The organism is Yersinia sp. FDAARGOS_228 (assembly GCF_002073315.2).
Lineage (GTDB): Bacteria > Pseudomonadota > Gammaproteobacteria > Enterobacterales > Enterobacteriaceae > Yersinia > Yersinia intermedia.
The window spans coordinates 4,072,629-4,092,461 of the sequence record NZ_CP020409.2; the positions used below are offsets into that span (position 1 = coordinate 4,072,629).

Below are 19,833 nucleotides of genomic sequence, written 5' to 3' on the forward strand. Positions count from 1 at the left end.
AGCCTTTAAATGCTAATAGGTCTTATTATTCATGAGTACATGGTTGATTTACGCCCTGCTATCTGCATTCACCGCCTCTCTGGTCGCTATCTTCGGTAAAATCGGCTTGCAGCAGTTGGATGCCAATACTGCGACTGCCGTTCGTGCTGTCGTGATGGCGCTGTTCCTGGTCGGTGTGGTGTTAGCTCAAGGGAAATTCAATCTGATCGGTGGTGTATTGGCCGATAAAAAAGCCCTGTTATTCATTATTCTCAGTGGCGTTGCGGGTGCGTTATCCTGGCTGTTTTACTTTATGGCTATCAAGCATGGCAATGTCTCTCAAGTGGCCCCAATTGATAAACTCAGTGTAGTTTTTGCGGTGATTCTGGCGGTTATCCTGTTTGGTGAAAAAATCTCTCTGCTGGCCAGTTTGGGCGTTGCACTAATTACCGCCGGAGCATTGCTAGTAGCATTGGGGTAATCGGCTCCTGGCAATGGAAAGCAGGGCTAAAAGAAGAAATATAATATTAGGTGTCAGTTTATCGGCTGATCGAGCTTCTGGCGAAAAAATAGCGCCAATAGGCGCTATTTCTTACCGGTTATGACTATTTACCCGCTAGCACTTCACTAACAATATCTACAGCTTCCTGCTCTATCTTTTCGCGATGCTCTGGGCTGATAAAACTTTCACAGTAAATTTTATAAGCGTCTTCAGTGCCGGATGGACGAGCGGCAAACCAGCCGTTATCCGTCATCACTTTCAGGCCGCCAATGGATGCACCATTGCCCGGTGCTGTGGTTAAACGGGCAGTAATAGGATCACCCGCCAACGTGCTGGCTTTCACCATCTCAGGTGACAATTTAGACAACGCATTCTTCTGCGCCTGAGTCGCCGGAGCCTGAATACGGTTATAGCTTGGAGCACCAAAGCGTGCAGCTAAATCATCATAGTGATGCTGTGGATTTTTACCGGTAACGGCTGTAATTTCTGCCGCCAGTAAACACATGATAATACCGTCTTTATCAGTAGACCACGGCGTGCCATTGAAGCGCAAGAAGGAGGCCCCTGCACTCTCTTCACCACCAAAACCAAAACTACCGTCGTGCAAGCCGTCAACAAACCATTTAAAGCCAACCGGGACTTCTACCAACTTACGGCCTAAATCGGCCACCACGCGATCAATCATCGCACTGGAGACCAGCGTTTTACCCACGGCTACATCAGCGCCCCATTGTGGACGATGCTGGAACAGGTAATTGATCGATACTGCAAGATAATGATTCGGGTTCATCAACCCTGCCGGAGTCACAATACCATGGCGGTCATAATCGGGATCGTTAGCAAAGGCTAAATCAAATTTATCGCGTAACGCCAATAAGCCAGCCATTGCGGATTCTGACGAGCAATCCATACGGATCACGCCATCATGGTCAAGGTGCATAAAGCGGAAGGTCTGATCGATGGAATCATTAACCAGTGTTAGATCCAACTTATAGTGCTCGCCAATACGTTGCCAGTAAGCAATACCAGAGCCACCGAGAGGATCAACACCTAATTTCAGACCAGCACGTTGAATGGCTGGGATATCGACCACATCCACCAAGCCTGCAACATACGGCTGAATCAAATCTTGTTCGCGCAGATGATCACCACGCCAGGCTTTATCCAGCGTTTGGCGTTTGATGCCTTCCAATTTCAGGCTGAGTAACTGATTAGCTCTTTTTTCAATTACCGAGGTCAGATTGGTATCGGCCGGGCCGCCATTTGGTGGGTTGTACTTGATGCCACCATCTTCAGGCGGATTGTGTGACGGTGTGATAACAATGCCGTCAGCCAAGGCTTTACCCTGCACATTATGGCAAAGGATGGCATGCGAAATCGCCGGAGTGGGTGTAAAACCATTATCTTGCTGTACCACGACATCCACACCATTCGCCGTCAGCACTTCTAATACCGAGATAAATGCCGGCTCAGATAATGCGTGGGTATCTTTGCCCACATAACACGGACCACTAATGCCATGTTGGTGACGAACTTCTGCGATCGCCTGAGCGATTGCCAGAATGTGTGCTTCATTAAAACTGTGGCGTAATGAACTGCCACGGTGGCCGGAGGTGCCAAATTTGACCGCATGGGCCGAATTTTCAGCATCTGGCTGCAATACATAATATTGCGACGTTAACTGAGCAACATTTATCAAATCGCTTTGCTGAGCGGGTTGCCCGGCACGAGGGTGATTGGCCACAGTCACTACTCCCTATATATCCCCTTCGTACTTGGAGCCGCAAGCTGCGTTCACTCACCCGAATCACTTATTTACGTAAGCTCATCGGGATTATGAGCCTCTATGAGGTTCACCCTGCGGGCCAGTGCAAGCGCTGTTCAACATGATTTACAACCAAGTTGCCATTCGCTTGCTGCCTACCTGCAACTCCAATTTCTTTGGGTATCGGTTCAACGAAATTAAATAGTCCCGCACACTTTTTCGGTCAAATCCGGCGGGAACTGCATTGCCAGCATGAGATGTTGCACCATACTGCGTTTACGCTCGGTATTGGTATTGGTAATGACCCAGTATGGCGTACCCGGGACATGTTTGGGTTTGGTGTGCGTCCCGTTTTGCAACAATGTCTGCTGGTCACCGGCAAAATAAACCCGAGTGCGACCATGTAATGATTCAGTCGCCTCAGTAAACGCCTGCGCATCCAGTGTGTAAAGTGTGGATAGCACTAACATAAAGCGGTTAACCGCCCTATTTTGTTCCGCATACTCATCGGACAGCAGCAATTCACGCACCGCACGAACCCGATCTCGTGGTGCTGGAGCCGCCGCCACTTTCACCGTATCAGTGCTGGCAGGTAGGCTTGGTACCGGCTGACCGGCCGTAAACTTCAGCATACGCCGTAAAATATCAGACGCACTCTCGCCAATGTGCTGCGTATGGCTGGCAATATAGCGATAAAGTTCTTCGTCGAGTTCAATAGTTTTCATCTTTATCCAAAACAATAATTCAATTGATTTTTATATATTTTTTATAACAGTCAATGAAAAGTTTAATTTTGACTTACATTTTTTTAACCATCTGGTTTTACGATATTTCACTGCTTTCGGTTAGATTAACAGACTCTAGAAGGTCATCCAACTTTCCCCGCAATGACTTTGAATAGTGACCACAACAATGCCCAGCCTCAATGTGATATCAATCGCAACCATCCTGCTCAACTTCACGGCGTTGAACGTTGCTTTCTGTGCTGTAAGACTACATTCAGGGGGACCAAACTGCGAGGGCGGGTTTATTGGCGATCACTTCTCTGCCATGAATAGTTAACTGATTTCCTGCATTAAGAGTGACATCGCCCACCAAACTGCCAATCGTGCTACCGACGTTACTCAGAGTCTGCGTTTTGTCGGTGGTTTTTTGGCTTGAAGAGCCGATGAATACCCCAATACCCCCATTGGTGGAGAGACCCGATTTTTTCTTCTCATACAGGTGAGACTCGCTCTCGCTCTGTTGCGCGGTGTCGCATGAACATCACCTTTACCCCTCAACCGATCCCAGAGCTGACGCTGGCAGGCGGCGCATTGGGATTTGCCGCTGGCACCCCGTTACAACTGACGCTCCAGTATCACCAGCTCTGGATCACTGTCGACACCGATAAAGCCACCTAGGAGGCAAAATTGAACGCTGCTTGCAGCGACCCCGAAGGAGCTAGGCTCAAGATAGGGCGAGTATACCCAGCCAACAGCGGCAAGATTTAGGGACGGACAGGGTGCGGGAAAACGGCGAGGCGATTGTCAGTGGCGACTGGCTCACCCGAGTCCGGTATCACCAGCGCTGAACAAGTGATGTTACCGCCGTGCCTGGTGTAATTAGGTTGTGGCGGCGGGAAGTGGGGGGATTAAGGGCTTAGAAGAAGGAACCCCGGCCGAAGCTGGGGTTTTATTTACTCATTAATCAGGCTGATAACGCTCATCCTGGATAATGTAAGGTTCTGCAACATCTTCCCACACCACTTCTGCCATCTTTTGCCATTCGGTTGGGTTTTGTTGCTTCACAAGATAGTCCCTGATTAGCTTAACAGCATGGTTAAAATCTGCCTTATCTAACTCAACAAATGAATAAAACTTTAGATACTCACCTTCTTCAGACTTAATTATTTCATGCAACTTGGGGTAGTCTGGTAAAAAAACAGCATCCAGCAGATCGCCAAAGGCATCCCAATAACTGCTATGAATAAATGCAGAGGTCAATCTATCTTCCGGTTTTTCGATAGTTTCATCTCTACGAAAGAAAATACTTGCTCCCATGTCATTACCTCATAATGATAATTTTATCTTGCTGTACTTTAGGCAGTGTTTTTATATAATTCATAAAAATATTTTGGTTAGCAGGCGTTAGCACTCTAAAATCAACAGGAACAAAATCAGCTTTTTGCAAATGATCCTGAATGACTTTTTGCCCATTCCCAGAAACCATGTTTTTTTCATAGAATTTGTTTAATCCATCTATTTCTTTCTGTGACAGTCTATCTGTCGTATACATGGCATCGACGGTTTTACCTTTATTGGGGCCTGACGTAATCACAAAGTCAGGTGTTTTATCAGTGATCATCCCGGGTGGTGGTGTATAACGCTCCATTGTACCGAGATTAGGCTCTAATTGTGCTGCAGATGCGGCTTCAGCCGGTTTTAGCTTACCATTCCCCCCCAGATCCGGTGTATTAAGTCGGTCATGTCCTTCCAGCGGCGTGACATTGACTTTTACTTCGTAAATGCCATCTGCATTCTTAACAAGTGAACTTGCTGCCCCTGAAGCAGAACCTTTATTGTTGAGCGCAACATCCTTCCCAAACTGTTTCGTCAGTGCTCCAGATGCCACTACTGCACTCACACCACCCGCGATATACATGGAACCAACATAGGCTCCTGCTCTCGCTTTGGCTTCATCCTCAGTGTACCCAAACGACATGAACGCCTGCGTATACCCTTCCAGAATGTTAAACACTTCCTTCGCATTCGGATCTGTTGAGTTCAGCAAGTTCATTATCTGCTGATACCCCGCCTGAGCCTCTTTCGGATTCTGGTAGGTCTGATTGAAGTAGGTATCTTGCGCGTCCTTCGCTTTTGCTCTTTCTACCTGACAGTCACCACCTTCGCCACTGCAGGCCGCGTAAGCAGCCAGATCACTTTCCAGATCCTTGCGATTTAACGCCTCCTTATCTTTCTGTTCTTCTGGTGTCAGGTTCTGTTTGTTGTTGAGATATGTCTGGCGGCTCTTTTCCGTGCTGCTCAGATAGTTATTCTCCACAGCATTCTTCCCAGCCTGCGCCCCGGCAACGGCGTCAGCAGTGCTATTACCCACCACGCCCCCAGCCAATCCTGCGGCCAGTGTACCCAGCGCGCTGATAGTTTGTCGCTGCTCTTCGGTCAAGTCTTCACGATTAATCCCCGGATACATCTGCTGGGCGATATACTCACCCATCGCTGCACCCGAAGCGCCCGCCAGTGCACTGTTGCCGTTTACCTGTGCCACGACTGCACCCAGTACTGCATGGGCCATCAGGTTAGCTGCCTGATTATCGCCGGTGCTTTTCTTAATCACTTCAGCCAGATACGGGGCTGAGGCGCCTGCCAGCGCTTTCGCCATATCACCACCGGCCAAGCCTTGTACGGCGGCTGTCGCGGCCTGAATACCTTGTTGCAGCGCACTGCCGGTGCCGTATTTCTGCATTTCGGCTTTGTATTCTTTTGTCTCACGCAAGGCTTCCGCATCGCCTTTCAACGTCGGATTGGCCTTCAGTGCGGCTTCCAGACCGATGATATCCCCTTGTGTCCGCGCAATATCCATTGCCTGACCACCAATCTCGCCAATAAGCTGCGCTTCTCGCAGCCGGTTCTGCTCTTTCTCTTTATCAAAGATAGGGCCGATGCTGCCGTTGGCGTTGTCGGTATCACGGCTCAGGTCATCGACATTCTGCTGCTGTTTACCGGTATCGCGGATAGTGATAGTGCCATCGCTGACCGCCGATTGCGTAGTACCATCGGCATGACCATCATTGCCCAGCCCTGAAAGCACTACACTCCCCAGATTACTCAGCAGGTCAGACCCCACCGGACCACCGGTACTCAGGCTGCCGCCCTGATGCTCAGCTTTGAAATCAGCTTTGTTTTCGATGTTACTGAAGCCCAGCGTACCAGTATCCAGACTGTTTTTGCTCTTGTCTGCGGTGCTGGCAATCACTGCGCCATCGAGCTGGGTATGCTCGCCGACCTTAACATCAAAGCCGCCTTTGCCGGCAAAGATACCCGTCTGCTCCTGCACACTGTCATAATTGCTGTGCAGCTTGTCTTTACTCATGCTCAGGTTTGCAGACCCCCCCCACCAATCACCGCGACACTGATACCGCCGCTGATACTGGTCTGCTTCGAATCATAGTTATCGCTGTCTTGCTGGCTTTGCAGCAACAGGTCACGCCCCACATCGGCCTTGACACTTTCACCGCTCGCCTGAGCGCCTATCAATGACGTATCACGACCACTGTGCAGTGATAACGTACCGCCTGTGTCAACCTGAGTTTCACTCCAGAAGGTGCCGTCGCCGTGTTCTTTCCCCTGGCTCTTATTGGCGTTGGCAAAGATACTCAGGCCGCCACCAGAGCTCCCCACGCCCAAACTGACACCAATATTGCCGCCACTGCTGTTGTTACTGCCGTCGGTTTTTTGCGTGTTGGCTGCACCGAGCAGCAGCAAATCACGCGCCGCATCCAGCGTGGTATCGCCACCCGCTTTAAGCTGGCTGCCTGCAATCAGGATCTCGCCGCTGTTTGCCGAGCTGCCTTTTCCGGTCGCATTGATGGTCAGATTATTGCCCGCCGCCAGGGTCGAACCACTCACACGGGTCTGTTCCTGATGTTGTTGCGAGGACGATTTCTGTGACCCTAATGAAATACTGATACCCACCATGCTGGCGGCATCACCGCCTTGTGCCTGCGCCAGTTGACCGGCCTGCACCGCCTGAATACCCGATAGAGCCGCTGAAGATCCCACCGGATAAATTGCCTGCAGAAAAGCAGCTCCCGGCATAGCAATCAGGAGCTGAATCATTCAGAAACCACTTAAAACTACGTCCCCATGGTCATATTTTTTTAGAATTTTCCCATTTCTTACCAAGATGCAGTGATTAAAGTTCTTAATTTTCAGATTACATCCCTCATCATCAACCTCTGCGTCCCCAATAAAGTTAAGCACTAGGTTGTCCGAAAGAAAAATTCCAAACCCATCTGTTTTTTCTATCTTTTCAATAAGATATTGATTATCAAAAGGTCTTCCATAGGGACCATCTGGTAGAAAGAAATAAAATGAGCTTCTTTTACTTACCCAATACTCAACTATTTCACTCGTATTCATTTTTTTATGATCCAGTCATCTTTAGGTGTAGGTAAAAATATCTGAGTGCCACCACCATGCAATGTCGGGTTGGTACCTTGGGTAGGCGAAAGCGCATTGTTGGCGTGTTCAACATCACGGCTCAGGTCATCAACATTTTGCTGTTGCTTATCCGTGTCACGAACCGTAATCGTGCCATCGGAGACTGCGGCATGGGTGGTGCTGTCGGCGTGGCCTTCATTGTTAGCACCAACCAGCAAGCCGTTGGCCATATTCCCGGCAAACTGACCGCCGATGCTAGGCCTTATATCGGGTTTCTGTTCGTCAGGTCATGGTTTTGCTCCACGCTTCCTTCAGACCCCGCCTCACGACGACGCCCTTGCGCTTCACTAGTCCTTCGCCACCATCAGGCTGGACAGGGGGACTTCCCCCCCCGAGCTGCTGAGCATGCCCGGCACACGGCAAAGATCCCGGCCAGTTGGCCGGGATTAGACACATAGTTATTTATAAAGATCCTAGTTTATATATTAATCCAGATTTTTATATCTCTCAGGTATATATTCCTTATGTTCCATAGATTTCATCAGACCTAAAAGATCAGCTAAAAACCAAGATAGCTCTTCTTTGCCTGAACACTCAGTTAATTTCTCTATTTGTGCATCTGAGCAATTTTTCAAAACATAGTTTACACAGTCTGAAAAAACTACAACTTCAGACTCAGAGAGACGAACATCAAACAAAGTGACGTTTACCCCTGGAATATAATCAACCTTGAGAACATCCATCATTACCACCTTACATAGTCAGAGAATTTATTTTTAAATTCCTCTAGTTGACCGCTATCAGGTCTGCTCCATCGACCATCATTTAAACGTTGCGCTGTGTTCTTGTCAGAGTTCTTGAATGAAGTTACAACTTCCCCATTAGGATCAATGACGTGGATATTTCCACCACTACCTTTAACGATCCAACGACCATCTTCTTGAAGCAAAATGTCTGCTGGTCGTGATTTCTGTACATCATTAATGACAGCGCCAACTGGACGCCCCTCACTATTTCGGATCTCAGCATGCTGGCCTTGCGTGATTTTATTACTACTCTCGTAATTAGTCGGTAAATCAGGCGCACCTTCTGTATTACCTGTGTTATTAGGTGTTTGCGCTACCGGTGGCGGTGGCACCAACATTTGCAGCAGGAAGTTATTCTCCAGCGCATTCTTCCCAGCCTGCGCCCCGGCAACGACGTCAGCAGTGCTATTACCCACCACGCCCCCGGCCAATCCTGCCGCCAGTGTACCCAAGGCGCTGATGGTCTGTCGCTGCTCTTCAGTCAGGTCTTCACGATTAATCCCCGGATAGCCGCAGTTGCTGCCTGCGCCGCCTGCTGGAATTTGCCACCGGTGCCATAGCCTGATTCATTGAACGCCTTGTCATAAGCCGTTTTATAAACCTGACCATCAATCTCTTCTGCCGTAGGGTTCTTGCCCGGATTCGCTTTTTGCCAGCTTGCTTTAGCCGCGTCACGGTCAGCCTCACTCACATCCTGCATTTTTTCATTCGCCGCTTTAGTGGCGATAATCTGCCCCTGTGTGCGAATAACATCACTGACCTGGCTGCCGATTTCACCGATAAGTTGCGCTTCGCGCAGGCGATTCTGTTCTTTCTCTTTATCGAAAATAGGGGAGAGTGCATTGTTGGCGTGTTCAGCATCACGGCTCAGGTCATCAACATTTTGCTGTTGCTTATCCGTGTCACGCACCGTGATAGTGCCATCGGAGACTGCGGCATGGGTGGTGCTGTCGGCGTGGCCTTCATTGTTAGCACCAACCAACAAGCCGTTGGCCATATTCCCGGCAAACTGACCGTCGATGCTACCGCCGGTACTGATACCGACACTTTGATGCTCAACCTTGAAGTCCGCTTTATTCCCGATATCACTGAAGCCGAGCGAGCTAGTATCCAACGTGTTTTTATCGGCGGTGGCAGTGGAGCCAATCACCGCACCATCGAACTGGGTTCATTACCGCGTTTACCACGGAGGCAACTCTATTTATACCAAATTTATCTACGCCCCCCTTTAACTAACGCAGGTAGGCGGCATGATATCGTGGCTTTTGATTATATTCAGAGTACTGCGTCTTACTGATTTTTTATAGTAAACGATACAAATAAATTATCACCAACTAGCTTACTTAAGTGGTTCTTTGCATGAGCAATGCTTTCAATACAATTTGTTGAGCTATAGAACCAATCAGCATAAAAATTATCCATTTCTCCACTTTTATTATATTGATAAACATCTCCACCTAATATGATCCAGCCTTTTTCTGCAAAAAGATTAAGTGCATATTCGGCTTCCGATAATGGGAGAACTGCTTCATCAAGCCCGTTGTTTGATAAGCTTCGACCGCAACGTGCATATAACTCCAATATCTGACTAATCATGTTCTTTCTCACTTATTTTTATTAGGAATAAAAAGTCGATGGTTAATCGAACCATCTGGGTTTCGAATATATTCGAACACACCATCATTTCCTTTGTAACTTCCCGAAATTTCTAGTTTCCAACGTTTAATACCATCCCCACCAGTAATTTCAGTGACTGTACCTTGGGCAGAATGACCATCCACAGACTCAGGGAATGAATGGTAATCTCCTGATGAAGCCTGCTGTTTTACTTTATCAGTGTACTTTGTACCATTAAAGAAACTCCCTGCATTAATTTCTTCACCCGATTCAGATATATAAGTTGATCCATTAACATCAGGTTGAGTCGGTCTAGGATTAATGTATACACCATCGTTTTTACCACTTTGGCTTTCAGGCGTTATTGTAATCATTCCCTTTTGCTCGCCACTTTTATCTGGTGTCACCAACGCCGTTCCCTTGTTTTGATCGGGCGCAGGATTTACCAGCTTACCGCCTGTGGGATCATCAACTGGAGTAGGGAACCCCGTAATTAAACCCTTACCATTTTTTAATTCTTCGTAGGCTGCTCGCTCGGAAGGTGACAGTTTATCTATTTGTTCCTGATCACCTGACATTGCAGCCAGCATAACATTGGTTTTCTGTACGCCAGAAAGTTCTTCAATCGCTAAAGTGGCAACACCAACACCGATGAGAGCACCAAACCCAAGATCTATGACCGCTTTGCTACAAACGGCTATCTCTGCACAAGCGGCTGCACCGGTACGCAAGATAGCAAGGTTATTATTCTCCAGAACAATACTCACCTACTGAAAACTACAGGCACTCTTTTCGACAATAGGAAATATGGTATCCAGGCGACTACCCCAATAATGCTACCCACTAATGTGCGAATATCTGTTTTTGTTGGAATGGCTTCATAATAAATAACTGGGAAGACAACAACAATTAATGCATAAAACAACCCGAAAATATAATAAAAAATCATTACTTTTTTTGTTTTCATATGACGTCGAAAGAAAAACCATGCCGCTAAAAGCGTAATGACAATATTTATCATTAAAACCGATAACAAACACACGCCGTAAACTGTCACTTCTCCTGAGTAATTATAAGTGCTAATAAACAATGAAAGAACAACATATAAACTCAAAAAACCGCTGACAACATTACCTATAATTCCTAAAGCAGGGAGGTACAAAATGCCGTTTATTTTTCTAGCCTCCTTATCTTCACAGTGAGTACATAAACCAGACTCTTTATTTTCTTCTTCCAATCTACATGTATTACACAACATATTAAAATCCTTTTATATTACTACTTGAATTATTAATCTCAACATCCCTATCTTAGGGAGAAATCGTTTATCTCACAATGTGCAAAACCACTTCCCCCCACATTCGATATGATACCTAGAGTATTTCCTCCCAACCTCGGCAGCCAACCGGTATTGGGAGATGACTAGACTACTCTTTAGGTGGAGATTGTTTTTCTTTGCGAGCTTTCATCAAAGACATAAACCAGATACCTACTCCAGTAGGAACCCCTGCAGCTATACCAGCCTTAACCGAGTAAACAACATCATCTTTCCAACCAAAAATAAACGTGCCATTTTTGAGAAAGACTAAAAACGCCGCACATAGGCATGCTAAGAGCGCAATGCCAATCAGTATCAAAACACAATAACAAATTAAAATAGCAAGCAACTTTATCCCAACAGTCTGGATTTTCATTTCTTATCTCCAGACTCATTAAGTTTATCCTGAACTTTGTTGCCAACTATCTCTCCAGCAAGCGAACCACCTATGTTACCTATAGTTTCCGCCGCACCATTTGATATTATTGGTTTGAGCTTATCGGTAACAACCTTACTTGTTCCACTACCCGCGGTCGAACCCAATCCTGCTCCGATCATCGCATTTGTCGGGTCTTCACCTTTGAGCTTGCTGCCTACATAAGCGCCACCAACACTGATGACCCCAGTTAACACCGGACCTTTTCCCTGTGTCAGCGCCCCCGCACCTATCGCTATCAATGCGTCGGTATAACTAAATGGTTTATCACCGTTCACTGTGAGCTGTGTACTGACATTAGCTGTGCCACTGATCACTCCGCCAGTAACCATTGCCCCAGCTCCGGTAGCCGTCCCTGTTCCCATTGTTGCAACAGTACTCATTAATAACGCCCATGTTTTAACCAGCTCACTAGCAGGTTGTGGTGCACCGGTTCCCAGGCCTTTCGCTAGGTCGCTTTGTGCTTGTGCTATCTCTGCGGTTGTCGCACCGTTCTGTTCCATAAACTGCCCTAGGGTAGAGGTGGCCTGACCAGCGCTAATCATGCCTTGACCAAACCCTTCCAGACCGCTCAGGAAGTTATTCTCAACCGCATTCTTGCCTGTCTGCGCACTCGCAACCGTATCAGCGGTACTGTCACCGGTCAAGCCTCCGGCCAGCCCGGCTGCCAGTGTCGCCAGGGCGCTGACTGTCTGCTTCTGGTCTTCGGAGAGATTATCCTTGTCCCAGCCCATTGCGGCGATAATAGTCGGGGCCATCAACTCGGCAGTGGCCGCGCCCGCTGCGCCCGCCAGCGCACTGTTACCACTGGCATAGGCGGTGACAGCACCCAGTACGGCGTGTGCCATGCCGTTGGCCGCCACGTTGGTTTTTCCAGTTACCGGGTCTGTAGTCAGGTTTTTCACGACTTCCGCCAGATACGGCGCACTGGCTCCCGCCAATGCCTGTGCCATATTCCCACCGGCCAGCCCCTGTATCGCTGCCGTTGCCGCCTGAATCCCCTGTTGCAGTGCACTGCCGGTACCATAAGGGGCCATGGCGGTATTACGTATCTGGTTGGTCAGCTGTTCTTCCGTTGGAGTCAATATCCCTTTTTTGGCCAGTGTCTCTTTGGCGGCCTGAATAGCCTCTGGGTCTTTTAGCGCTTTTTCTTCCGCTATTTTGCCCTGTGTGCGTACGATATCACTGACCTGACCCCCTATCTCGCCAATCAGCTGGGCTTCTTTCAGGCGGTTCTGCTCTTTCTCTTTATCAAAGATAGGGCCGATGCTGCCGTTGGCGTTGTCGGTGTCGCGGCTCAGGTCATCGACATTCTGCTGTTGTTTATCGGTGTCACGAATAGTGATGGTACCCTCACTGACCGCTGCCTGCGTGGTACCTTCGGCATGACCGTCATTACCCAGACCCGACAGCACCACGCCACCCAGATTGCTCAGCAGGTCAGACCCCACTGGGCCACCGGTGCTCAGGCTACCGCCCTGATGTTCCGCTTTAAAATCGGCTTTATTTTCAATGTCACTGAAGCCGAGCGTGCCGGTATCCAGACTGTTTTTGCTCTTGTCCGCGGTGCTGGCAATCACTGCGCCATCAAGCTGAGTGTGTTCACCGACAGTGATATCAAAGCCGCCTTTGCCGGCAAAGATACCCGTCTGTTCCTGTACACTGTCATAATTGCTGTGCAGCTTATCTTTACTGATGCTCAGGTTGGCAGAGCCTCCGCCGCCGACCACCGCCATGCTGACACCGCCGCTGGTACTGGTCTGCTTCGCATCATAGTTATCGCTGTCTTGCTGGCTTTGCAGCAACAGGTCACGCCCCACATCGGCCTTGACACTTTCACCGCTCGCCTGAGCGCCTATCAATGACGTATCACGACCACTGTGCAGTGATAACGTACCGCCTGTGTCAACCTGAGTTTCACTCCAGAAGGTGCCGTCGCCGTGCTCATTGCCCTGACCCTTGTTGGCATTGGCAAAGATGCTCAGACCACCGCCAGCGCTACCGAACCCCAGACTGACTCCCACACTGCCACCGCTGCTGCTGTTGCTGCCGTCGGTTTTCTGTGTGTTGGCGGCACCGAGCAACAGCACATCACGCGCCGCATCCAGGGTGGTGTCGCCACCGGCTTTGAGCTGGCTGCCTGCAATCAGGATATCGCCGCTGTTCGCCGAGCTGCCTTTTCCGGTCGCATTGATGGTCAGATTATTGCCCGCCGTCAGGGTCGAACCACTCACACGGGTCTGTTCCTGATGTTGTTGCGAGGACGATTTCTGTGACCCTAATGAAATACTGATACCCACCATGCTGGCGGCATCACCGCCTTGTGCCTGCGCCAGTTGACCGGCCTGCACCGCCTGAATACCCGATAGCGCCGCTTTGGTGCCCTGCAAGGCAGCCAGTCTCCCGTTGGTCTCTTTTTTGGCGTCCTGTGCGGTAGTGACCGCGGTATTGACCGCACTGCCGACCGCGCCAGACAGGGCAACGGTGATGCCACTCTGTTTACTCTCGGTGGTATGTTGTTGGGACAGGTTGTTTTCCGCAGCAGTTATCGCGACATCTGACCCTTGCAGGCTGATGTCTTTATTGGCGATCACTTCGCTGCCGTGAATAGTTAACTGATTTCCCGCATCAAGAGTGACATTCCCCCCCAGACTGCCCACCGTGCTGCCCACGTTGGAGATGGATTTGCCGGTGTCAGTCGTTTTCTGGCTATTACTCCCCACCGTGACACCTATCCCACCGGTGGTCATCAGGCCCGATTTTTTCTGCTCGAACAGGTGAGACTCGTTCTCGCTCTGTTGCGCGGTGCTGACGGTGAGGTTCTCTTTAGCCCGCAGGTTAATATCGTTATCGGCCACCACATTACTGCCGGTGACCGCGATATTGTTGCCGCTGACATCGATAGAACCCGCTGACAGCATCGAGCCGACCGCCAGTGTCTGGCTAATACTGTCTTCGGTACGTGTGGTCGTCGTCGATGCCAGCCCTTTGCTGATGCCAGTATGATTGCGCTGCGCGTCATGCTGTTCAGTCTGGGTGGTGAGCGTGACATCCCCGCCCGCCGCCAGCTTCAGCGCACCGTCGGTTTCCACTGTACTGGCACTCAGTTTGATGTCTTTTGCTGCCTGCAAATTGACGTCGCCGGTGGCATTCAGCTGGCTACCACGCAGGGTTTCATCGTAGAGATCCACTGAACTGGTATGGCGCTTGCTCGAGGATTCACCGGTGACGTGCAAGCTGTCGGTCGCCGCACTCAGGTTAATGTTTTGTGCCTGCACATCCACTGTGCCGGCATTGATGTTAGCCCCCACCGCAGTCAGGTTGTCTACTTTAGCGATCAACGCACCACCGACATTCACCTCGCTGCCCAGATGGCGGATATGCTCACTGGTCGAACTGCCATAACCATAATTCGCACTTATCTGGTCGCTGCTTTGCACGGTATTGAGGATCCAGTCACCGCCGGTATTGACCTGAAGATCCTTGCCAACCGTCAGGCCAGCACCTTGCAGGATAAAATCACGACCGGTATTGATAGCGGCGTTATTACTGACATTGATACTCGCCAGTGGCCCCAGCAGGGTTTGATTACGCAGCACAGCACCATTGCTGCTACTGAGTTGCTCACTGTCCGTGCGCAGGATCACATCGCGCCCGCTATCCAGTTGCAGATTAGTGGCATTTAACCGCGTACCAGTCAGGTCAATATCGCTGTTGAGCGTACTGAGCTGCATGTTGCCACCGGCCTGAAGTAAACCGCCATTACTGGTCAGGGTGATATCTTTTGCCATGTCAATGCGCAGGTCATTGCTGGCTTTAATCGCCCCTGAGTTATTGAACCCCTGCATATCGGTGAGTTCGATATTATTAGCGGCAATCAAGGCCCCGTTAGCCTGTAAGTCACCCGGTTTGACGCCAGCCAGATAGACCACCGGTACCAGCACGGTTTGCCCGGCAACGTCCCTGCTTTCCATCAGCACGATATTGCGGGTCAATGCCGCCATTTGTTCCGCACTGAGGTGGGTGCCAAGGGCAAGATTGAACGTCTTGCTGTACTCGAGCCCCGCTGCAAAGAGCTGTTCGAACTGCTCCTGAGCGCTACGGTAATCACTGGCGACTGCCTGACCGGTCAGCGCCAGCACCTGGTCGCGCACCAGACGTTGTTCGTAGGCGTTATCCCCCAAACGTTTGAATATCACATCCGGGTCGTTATTCAACTGCTGGAGTACATAATCTGACCCGCGCCAGTTATTAAGATTGGCAAACGCCGGGTTAGTTTCCACCAGATAGCCACCACTTACTGCACGATCTGGGGCGGCGAGGCCAGTGCGATCCACGTTGGCGGAGGGGGTATTGATACTGTCGAACGAAAGTTTGCCTTCCGGATCCGGCGCGTAGTGACCTTTATCTGTGTTGAGCTGATATAGCCCGCCATTGGGGAGTGTCAACGAAATACCGTTAAACTCGACGGCGAGATCTTTACCGGTATGGTCGCGACCACTCGGCGGCGCAATAGCACCGGGGTTGGCCCCATTGTTGATCGTTGTGCCGCTGCCACTCAGGGTTTTCGCCGTAAGACTGGAGGCATATTGGTTGGTGGTGTGCTCTCTGACCTCCGGCCCCCACGCCGTGCCCCACAAATTGCCTTTGTAGGTACGGTAGCGCCACTCACCGCTGGATGTCGTCCGTTCAATCAGGCGTTGTGCATTCCCCCAACCATCCTGGTTCAGGGTGACACCCGAAAGATCAATCTCTCCCTGCGCACTCACTTTACTCCAGAAGTTTTCCAGCGTGCCCACCTGCGGGGTCAGGTTCCCCCCCGCTAACAGGTGTGCCTCAGGGCTAATTTGATCAATGCCGTTATAGGCGTAAGTCGACGTATAATTAGTGCCAATATAATCACTGTTCATCGAGCCGCCATGAGGTGGTTCAGCATAGCGACCACCCGGTACATCAGGATTGGTTGGCGACCAGTAAGCTGATCCGCTAACGGTATTGCCCGTCACAAATTGTGTATTGGCGGTGAGAATATGGCGGCGATTGGTCAGTGTCGTGGCGTAAATCAACATATCTTTGCCGGATTCGATCAGACCGGAAATGTTGAGGATCTGAGCCGCCGTCAGGTAATTTCCGCCCTTATCTTGCCCGCCCGCCAGAATGACCTTGCCCATCCCTAAAAGGGTGGTGGTCGGGGCAGTGTCAGTGCTCGTGACGAGATCACTGTTCTCAATCACCGGTGCCAGCAGGGCTAGCGTGCCATTTTCATCGGTGGCACCCATCAGGGCGTTAGGGCCAGAGTTGGTGATACGCTCCCGCGCTTTCAGCGTGGCTTCTGCACTGATCAGGGAGCCGGTGTTGAACAGGGTGTTGGAGTCGGTATCGAGCCGACCACGGGTTAAGATCTCGCCACGGTTAGTCAATGCGCCCGTCGCGGTGAGGCTGGCTTGGGTCGCACTGATATTGCCGTTATTCAATAAACTGACCGAGTGGGTGCTGAGTTTGCCGCCCGCTAATAACTGCCCGTCATTGGTTAACGTGCCGTCAGTGCTCAAGGTTAAATCACGCCCGGCCTGAAGTGTCGAACCGGCCAGATTATTGAAATCACTCAGTAAACCAATAGTCAGATCCTGACTGGCACTGACTTTACCTGCGCTGCCATCAAACTGACCAAGATTCAACGAGATATTATTCGCCGCCAGCGCACCGCCCTGGTTATGGAGGGTTTGCCCGGCATTTGCCCCCGCATTAATGGTCAGCGAGCCGAGAGAGATTATGTTGGCGCGTTGCGTGCTGATATCACCACTGTTGGCGGTGATGTTTATCTCGCGGGCTTGGGTCTGACTGCCGGTCAAATCAATCCGGCTACCGGTTAACGTTATGGCACCGGCGGCGATATTTTGCCCTTGCGCATTCAAATCCTGACCGGTCGCCACCACCAAGTCACCGGTATCCGTCAGGCGGCCATTACTCTGCACACCTGCGCCCAAGAGACTGTCGCTGTCACTGTCAAGGCGCTCCGTCTGTACCGTCACGTTACCTTTGGAGAGCAGCGTGCCCGCGCGGTTATCCAGATAGCCAGCCAAATTGAGGGTGAAATCCATGATACCGGTTTGCGCTATCACCCCGCCGAGATTGGAGACCGATTGGGCGCTAAGTGTGACCCTCTCCGCCATCAGGTTGGCCTTATCGGCGCGCAGCAGGGCGGTGGTGCTGGCCGACAGTTGCGTGGCCGCTTTTACCACGGCCTCCGTTAAGGTGATATCGCCAGATTTAGCCACAAAGTTGATGGCGTTGGCCTGAGTCTGGCTGCCAGTGAGATCAAGTTGGCTCCCCGATAGCGCCAATGCACCGGCGGCCATGTTTTGCCCTTGTGCTATCAAGGCGTGTTCAGTGCTGACCGTCAAATCACCGCTGCTGGCGCGGTTGCCGTCAGATTGCAATCCCGCCCCTATCAGGGATTGATGGGCGCTAAATAAGTCATTAGCGCGCAGTTGGAGATCCCTAAGTGCGGCGATTGAACCACTGTTGCCTACGCGCCCATCAGCCTGCCACTGCAGTGCGCCCTGAGCATAAATTGAGCCGCTGTTAACCGCGTCGCCGTGCGTAATGAGTTCGCTGTTGCCTGCACTATACAGGCTGCCGCTGTTATCAAGATAACCTTCTGCCCGCAGGTGGACGTTGCCATTGGCGGCGTACAGCTTACCCTGGTTGGTTAGATTACCGTTGATGGACAACTGCATCTGGTCACCGGCGCTGTATAGCGTGCCACTGTTATTGAGGTCGCCCTGCGTCGATAACCGCATATCACCGCGCGTTTGCATCACACCGCGGTTAGCCAGATTGCCGGTGGTGGTGAACGTCAGTTGCTGTTCGGTATAAATCTCACCGCGGTTCTCAGCATTGCCGTTAACCGCAAATTGCCCGACACCGATGGCATAGATAGCACCCCGGTTAAACAGACTGTCGGTGCTCAAGGCCATGTCACGCCCCGCCAGCAGGGCGCTACTGTCATCAGCATTGGTGTTGCTGATACTGAGCGCGGTGAGCTGCATATCCCGCCCGGCTTCCAGTTTGTATTGGTTAATCAGGGAACCGGTGGAACTGAACACCAGATCACGCCCCGCCGTTAAACGTGCGCCAGCCTGATGAGTGAAATCACTTTGCAGGCGTATCCACAGGTCGGTCGCTGCCGCAATTTCCCCTTTGCTGTTATCCAATTTGGCCAGATTGAGCTGGATATTATCGGCATGCAATTTACCGCCACTGTTATTCAGGGTTTGTTTCGGATTTGCTGCGGCGGTGATCGCAAGAGTTCCGGGAGTGAGCACCGTCGCGTCTTGCGTAGAAACATCGCCGTCGCGGGCCGTTATAGTGATATTGCCAGCCTGAGTTTGGCTACCGGTGAGATCAACACGGCTGCCGGTTAGCGTCATGTCTTGTGCTGCGACGCTCTGCCCCTGAGCAATCAATGCTTGCCGCGTAGCGACATTCAGCGAGCCGCTTTGGGCCAGTTTGCCATCGCTTTGTACACCTGCACCCAACAGGCTGTTGCCGTTGCTGTTCAGGTTTTCAGCTTGCAGTGAGAGTTTCCCGCCAGAGAGCAAGGTGCCGCCCCGGTTATCGACATCACCCGGCAGAGTCAGATTGAAGTCCGTGGTACCGGTTTGCGCTATTACCCCGCCGACATTGGAGAGCGATTGGGCGTTCAGTGTGACTTGATCTGCAATCAGGCGGGCGCTGTCGGTACGTAACTGCGCGGCGGTCGAAGCAGACAGATGCTGGCTGGCGGAGAGGTTCGCGCCAGTGAGATCGATAGCCCCGCCTTGGGTGGTCAATGTGATATCACGGCTTTGAGTTTGGCTGCCACTAAGATCGATACTGTGCGCGTTGAGATTCTGCGCCGTACCACTGATATTTTTCCCTTGGGCGATTAACTGCCCGCTGGCATCAATGCTAAGAGTGCCGCTGGTAACACTGCTATTGTCGGATTTGACACCCGCACCTAACACCGAATTGCGGCTGCTGTTCACTTCTACCGCGCGCAGCGAAGTATCACCCGCCGCCGCGACAGTGCCGGTGTTATTCAACGTGCCTGCGGTGGTGAGCTGGGTATTGCCCTGCGCATAAAGCACTCCTGCGTTTGCTATACCGGCGGTGGTCTTCACCGCCAGATGCTGAGCACTGTTGATCTGGCCGCTGTTGACCAGCATACCGTCGGCTGTAATGGAGATATCGCCGGCTGACGCGC

The 19,833-nt window shown here is 50.9% G+C and carries 14 protein-coding genes and 3 pseudogenes; 2 read left to right on the forward strand and 15 right to left on the reverse strand.

The genetic code is table 11. The features are described from left to right. Positions 1-31: 31 nt before the first annotated feature. Entirely contained in the window at positions 32-460 is a 429-nt protein-coding gene (locus A6J67_RS18915) for an EamA family transporter (protein ID WP_005188879.1), read from the forward strand. Positions 461-584: 124 nt separating this feature from the next. Here the strand turns inward: A6J67_RS18915 and pgm are convergent, their stop codons facing one another. From pgm to A6J67_RS18935, 3 genes and pseudogenes are all read right to left on the reverse strand, one after another. Continuing rightward, complete coding sequence (gene pgm / locus A6J67_RS18920) at positions 585-2,225, reverse strand: phosphoglucomutase (alpha-D-glucose-1,6-bisphosphate-dependent) (RefSeq protein ID WP_005188878.1); 1,641 nt, start codon at positions 2,223-2,225, stop codon at positions 585-587. Between the two features lie 218 nt (positions 2,226-2,443). Then, on the reverse strand, positions 2,444-2,971 hold the full coding sequence (seqA, locus tag A6J67_RS18930) for a replication initiation negative regulator SeqA (protein ID WP_005188877.1): 528 nt from the start codon (positions 2,969-2,971) through the stop codon (positions 2,444-2,446). A 301-nt stretch (positions 2,972-3,272) separates the two neighbouring features. Beyond that, positions 3,273-3,500, reverse strand: a pseudogene (locus tag A6J67_RS18935) (hemagglutinin); the annotation flags it as partial. Between the two features lie 5 nt (positions 3,501-3,505). Between A6J67_RS18935 and A6J67_RS23535 the strand changes: the two are divergent. Further along, on the forward strand, positions 3,506-3,649 hold the full coding sequence (locus tag A6J67_RS23535) for a hypothetical protein (protein ID WP_172668590.1): 144 nt from the start codon (positions 3,506-3,508) through the stop codon (positions 3,647-3,649). Positions 3,650-3,931: 282 nt separating this feature from the next. Here A6J67_RS23535 and A6J67_RS18940 read toward each other — a convergent pair whose 3' ends face one another. The 12 genes and pseudogenes from A6J67_RS18940 to A6J67_RS19000 form a co-directional block, all read right to left on the reverse strand. Then, complete coding sequence (locus A6J67_RS18940; RefSeq protein ID WP_050088235.1) at positions 3,932-4,288, reverse strand: hypothetical protein; 357 nt, start codon at positions 4,286-4,288, stop codon at positions 3,932-3,934. A 4-nt stretch (positions 4,289-4,292) separates the two neighbouring features. After that, positions 4,293-6,338, reverse strand: coding sequence for a VENN motif pre-toxin domain-containing protein (locus A6J67_RS23975; RefSeq protein ID WP_050297698.1), 2,046 nt, complete (start codon positions 6,336-6,338; stop codon positions 4,293-4,295). 2 nt (positions 6,339-6,340) lie between these two features. Further along, on the reverse strand, positions 6,341-7,084 hold the full coding sequence (locus A6J67_RS23980) for a hemagglutinin repeat-containing protein (RefSeq protein ID WP_404810541.1): 744 nt from the start codon (positions 7,082-7,084) through the stop codon (positions 6,341-6,343). Further along, entirely contained in the window at positions 7,085-7,387 is a 303-nt protein-coding gene (locus tag A6J67_RS18950) for a hypothetical protein (protein WP_080608320.1), read from the reverse strand. Positions 7,388-7,470: 83 nt separating this feature from the next. Beyond that, positions 7,471-7,665, reverse strand: a pseudogene (locus tag A6J67_RS18955) (hemolysin); the annotation flags it as partial. A gap of 228 nt (positions 7,666-7,893) precedes the next feature. Continuing rightward, positions 7,894-8,154: a hypothetical protein gene (locus tag A6J67_RS18960; RefSeq protein ID WP_226967854.1), complete on the reverse strand. Its 261-nt coding sequence runs from the start codon at positions 8,152-8,154 to the stop codon at positions 7,894-7,896. Positions 8,155-8,558: 404 nt separating this feature from the next. Further along, positions 8,559-9,382 (reverse strand): annotated as a pseudogene (locus A6J67_RS18970) (VENN motif pre-toxin domain-containing protein); the annotation flags it as partial. 122 nt (positions 9,383-9,504) lie between these two features. Continuing rightward, the gene (locus A6J67_RS18975) at positions 9,505-9,810 is read right to left on the reverse strand and encodes a hypothetical protein (protein ID WP_080608321.1); all 306 of its coding nucleotides are present in this window, start codon (positions 9,808-9,810) and stop codon (positions 9,505-9,507) included. An 8-nt stretch (positions 9,811-9,818) separates the two neighbouring features. Beyond that, complete coding sequence (locus A6J67_RS23885) at positions 9,819-10,598, reverse strand: hypothetical protein (RefSeq protein ID WP_301280546.1); 780 nt, start codon at positions 10,596-10,598, stop codon at positions 9,819-9,821. Then, on the reverse strand, positions 10,595-11,089 hold the full coding sequence (locus A6J67_RS18990; protein WP_050297690.1) for a DUF2569 domain-containing protein: 495 nt from the start codon (positions 11,087-11,089) through the stop codon (positions 10,595-10,597). The genes A6J67_RS23885 and A6J67_RS18990 overlap by 4 nt, the downstream gene beginning before the upstream one ends. A 169-nt stretch (positions 11,090-11,258) precedes the next feature. Next, positions 11,259-11,525 carry a hypothetical protein gene (locus A6J67_RS18995; protein ID WP_050297689.1) on the reverse strand — a complete coding sequence of 89 codons (267 nt, stop codon included), beginning with the start codon at positions 11,523-11,525 and terminating at the stop codon, positions 11,259-11,261. Continuing rightward, positions 11,522-19,795 carry a hemagglutinin repeat-containing protein gene (locus A6J67_RS19000; protein WP_319016465.1) on the reverse strand — a complete coding sequence of 2,758 codons (8,274 nt, stop codon included), beginning with the start codon at positions 19,793-19,795 and terminating at the stop codon, positions 11,522-11,524. The genes A6J67_RS18995 and A6J67_RS19000 overlap by 4 nt, the downstream gene beginning before the upstream one ends. Positions 19,796-19,833: the final 38 nt, after the last annotated feature.

Excerpts from the sequence above, each read along its gene's own strand:
- A6J67_RS18915 (WP_005188879.1), top strand. The coding sequence starts at position 32 with ATGAGTACATGGTTGATTTACGCCCTGCTATCTGCATTCACCGCCTCT.
- seqA (WP_005188877.1), bottom strand. The coding sequence starts at position 2,971 with ATGAAAACTATTGAACTCGACGAAGAACTTTATCGCTATATTGCCAGC.
- A6J67_RS23535 (WP_172668590.1), top strand. The coding sequence starts at position 3,506 with ATGAACATCACCTTTACCCCTCAACCGATCCCAGAGCTGACGCTGGCA.
- A6J67_RS18940 (WP_050088235.1), bottom strand. The coding sequence starts at position 4,288 with ATGGGAGCAAGTATTTTCTTTCGTAGAGATGAAACTATCGAAAAACCG.
- A6J67_RS23975 (WP_050297698.1), bottom strand. The coding sequence starts at position 6,338 with ATGAGTAAAGACAAGCTGCACAGCAATTATGACAGTGTGCAGGAGCAG.
- A6J67_RS23980 (WP_404810541.1), bottom strand. The coding sequence starts at position 7,084 with ATGATTCAGCTCCTGATTGCTATGCCGGGAGCTGCTTTTCTGCAGGCA.
- A6J67_RS18950 (WP_080608320.1), bottom strand. The coding sequence starts at position 7,387 with ATGAATACGAGTGAAATAGTTGAGTATTGGGTAAGTAAAAGAAGCTCA.
- A6J67_RS18960 (WP_226967854.1), bottom strand. The coding sequence starts at position 8,154 with ATGATGGATGTTCTCAAGGTTGATTATATTCCAGGGGTAAACGTCACT.
- A6J67_RS18975 (WP_080608321.1), bottom strand. The coding sequence starts at position 9,810 with ATGATTAGTCAGATATTGGAGTTATATGCACGTTGCGGTCGAAGCTTA.
- A6J67_RS18990 (WP_050297690.1), bottom strand. The coding sequence starts at position 11,089 with ATGTTGTGTAATACATGTAGATTGGAAGAAGAAAATAAAGAGTCTGGT.
- A6J67_RS18995 (WP_050297689.1), bottom strand. The coding sequence starts at position 11,525 with ATGAAAATCCAGACTGTTGGGATAAAGTTGCTTGCTATTTTAATTTGT.
- A6J67_RS19000 (WP_319016465.1), bottom strand. The coding sequence starts at position 19,795 with ATGCTGGTCAACAGCGGCCAGATCAACAGTGCTCAGCATCTGGCGGTG.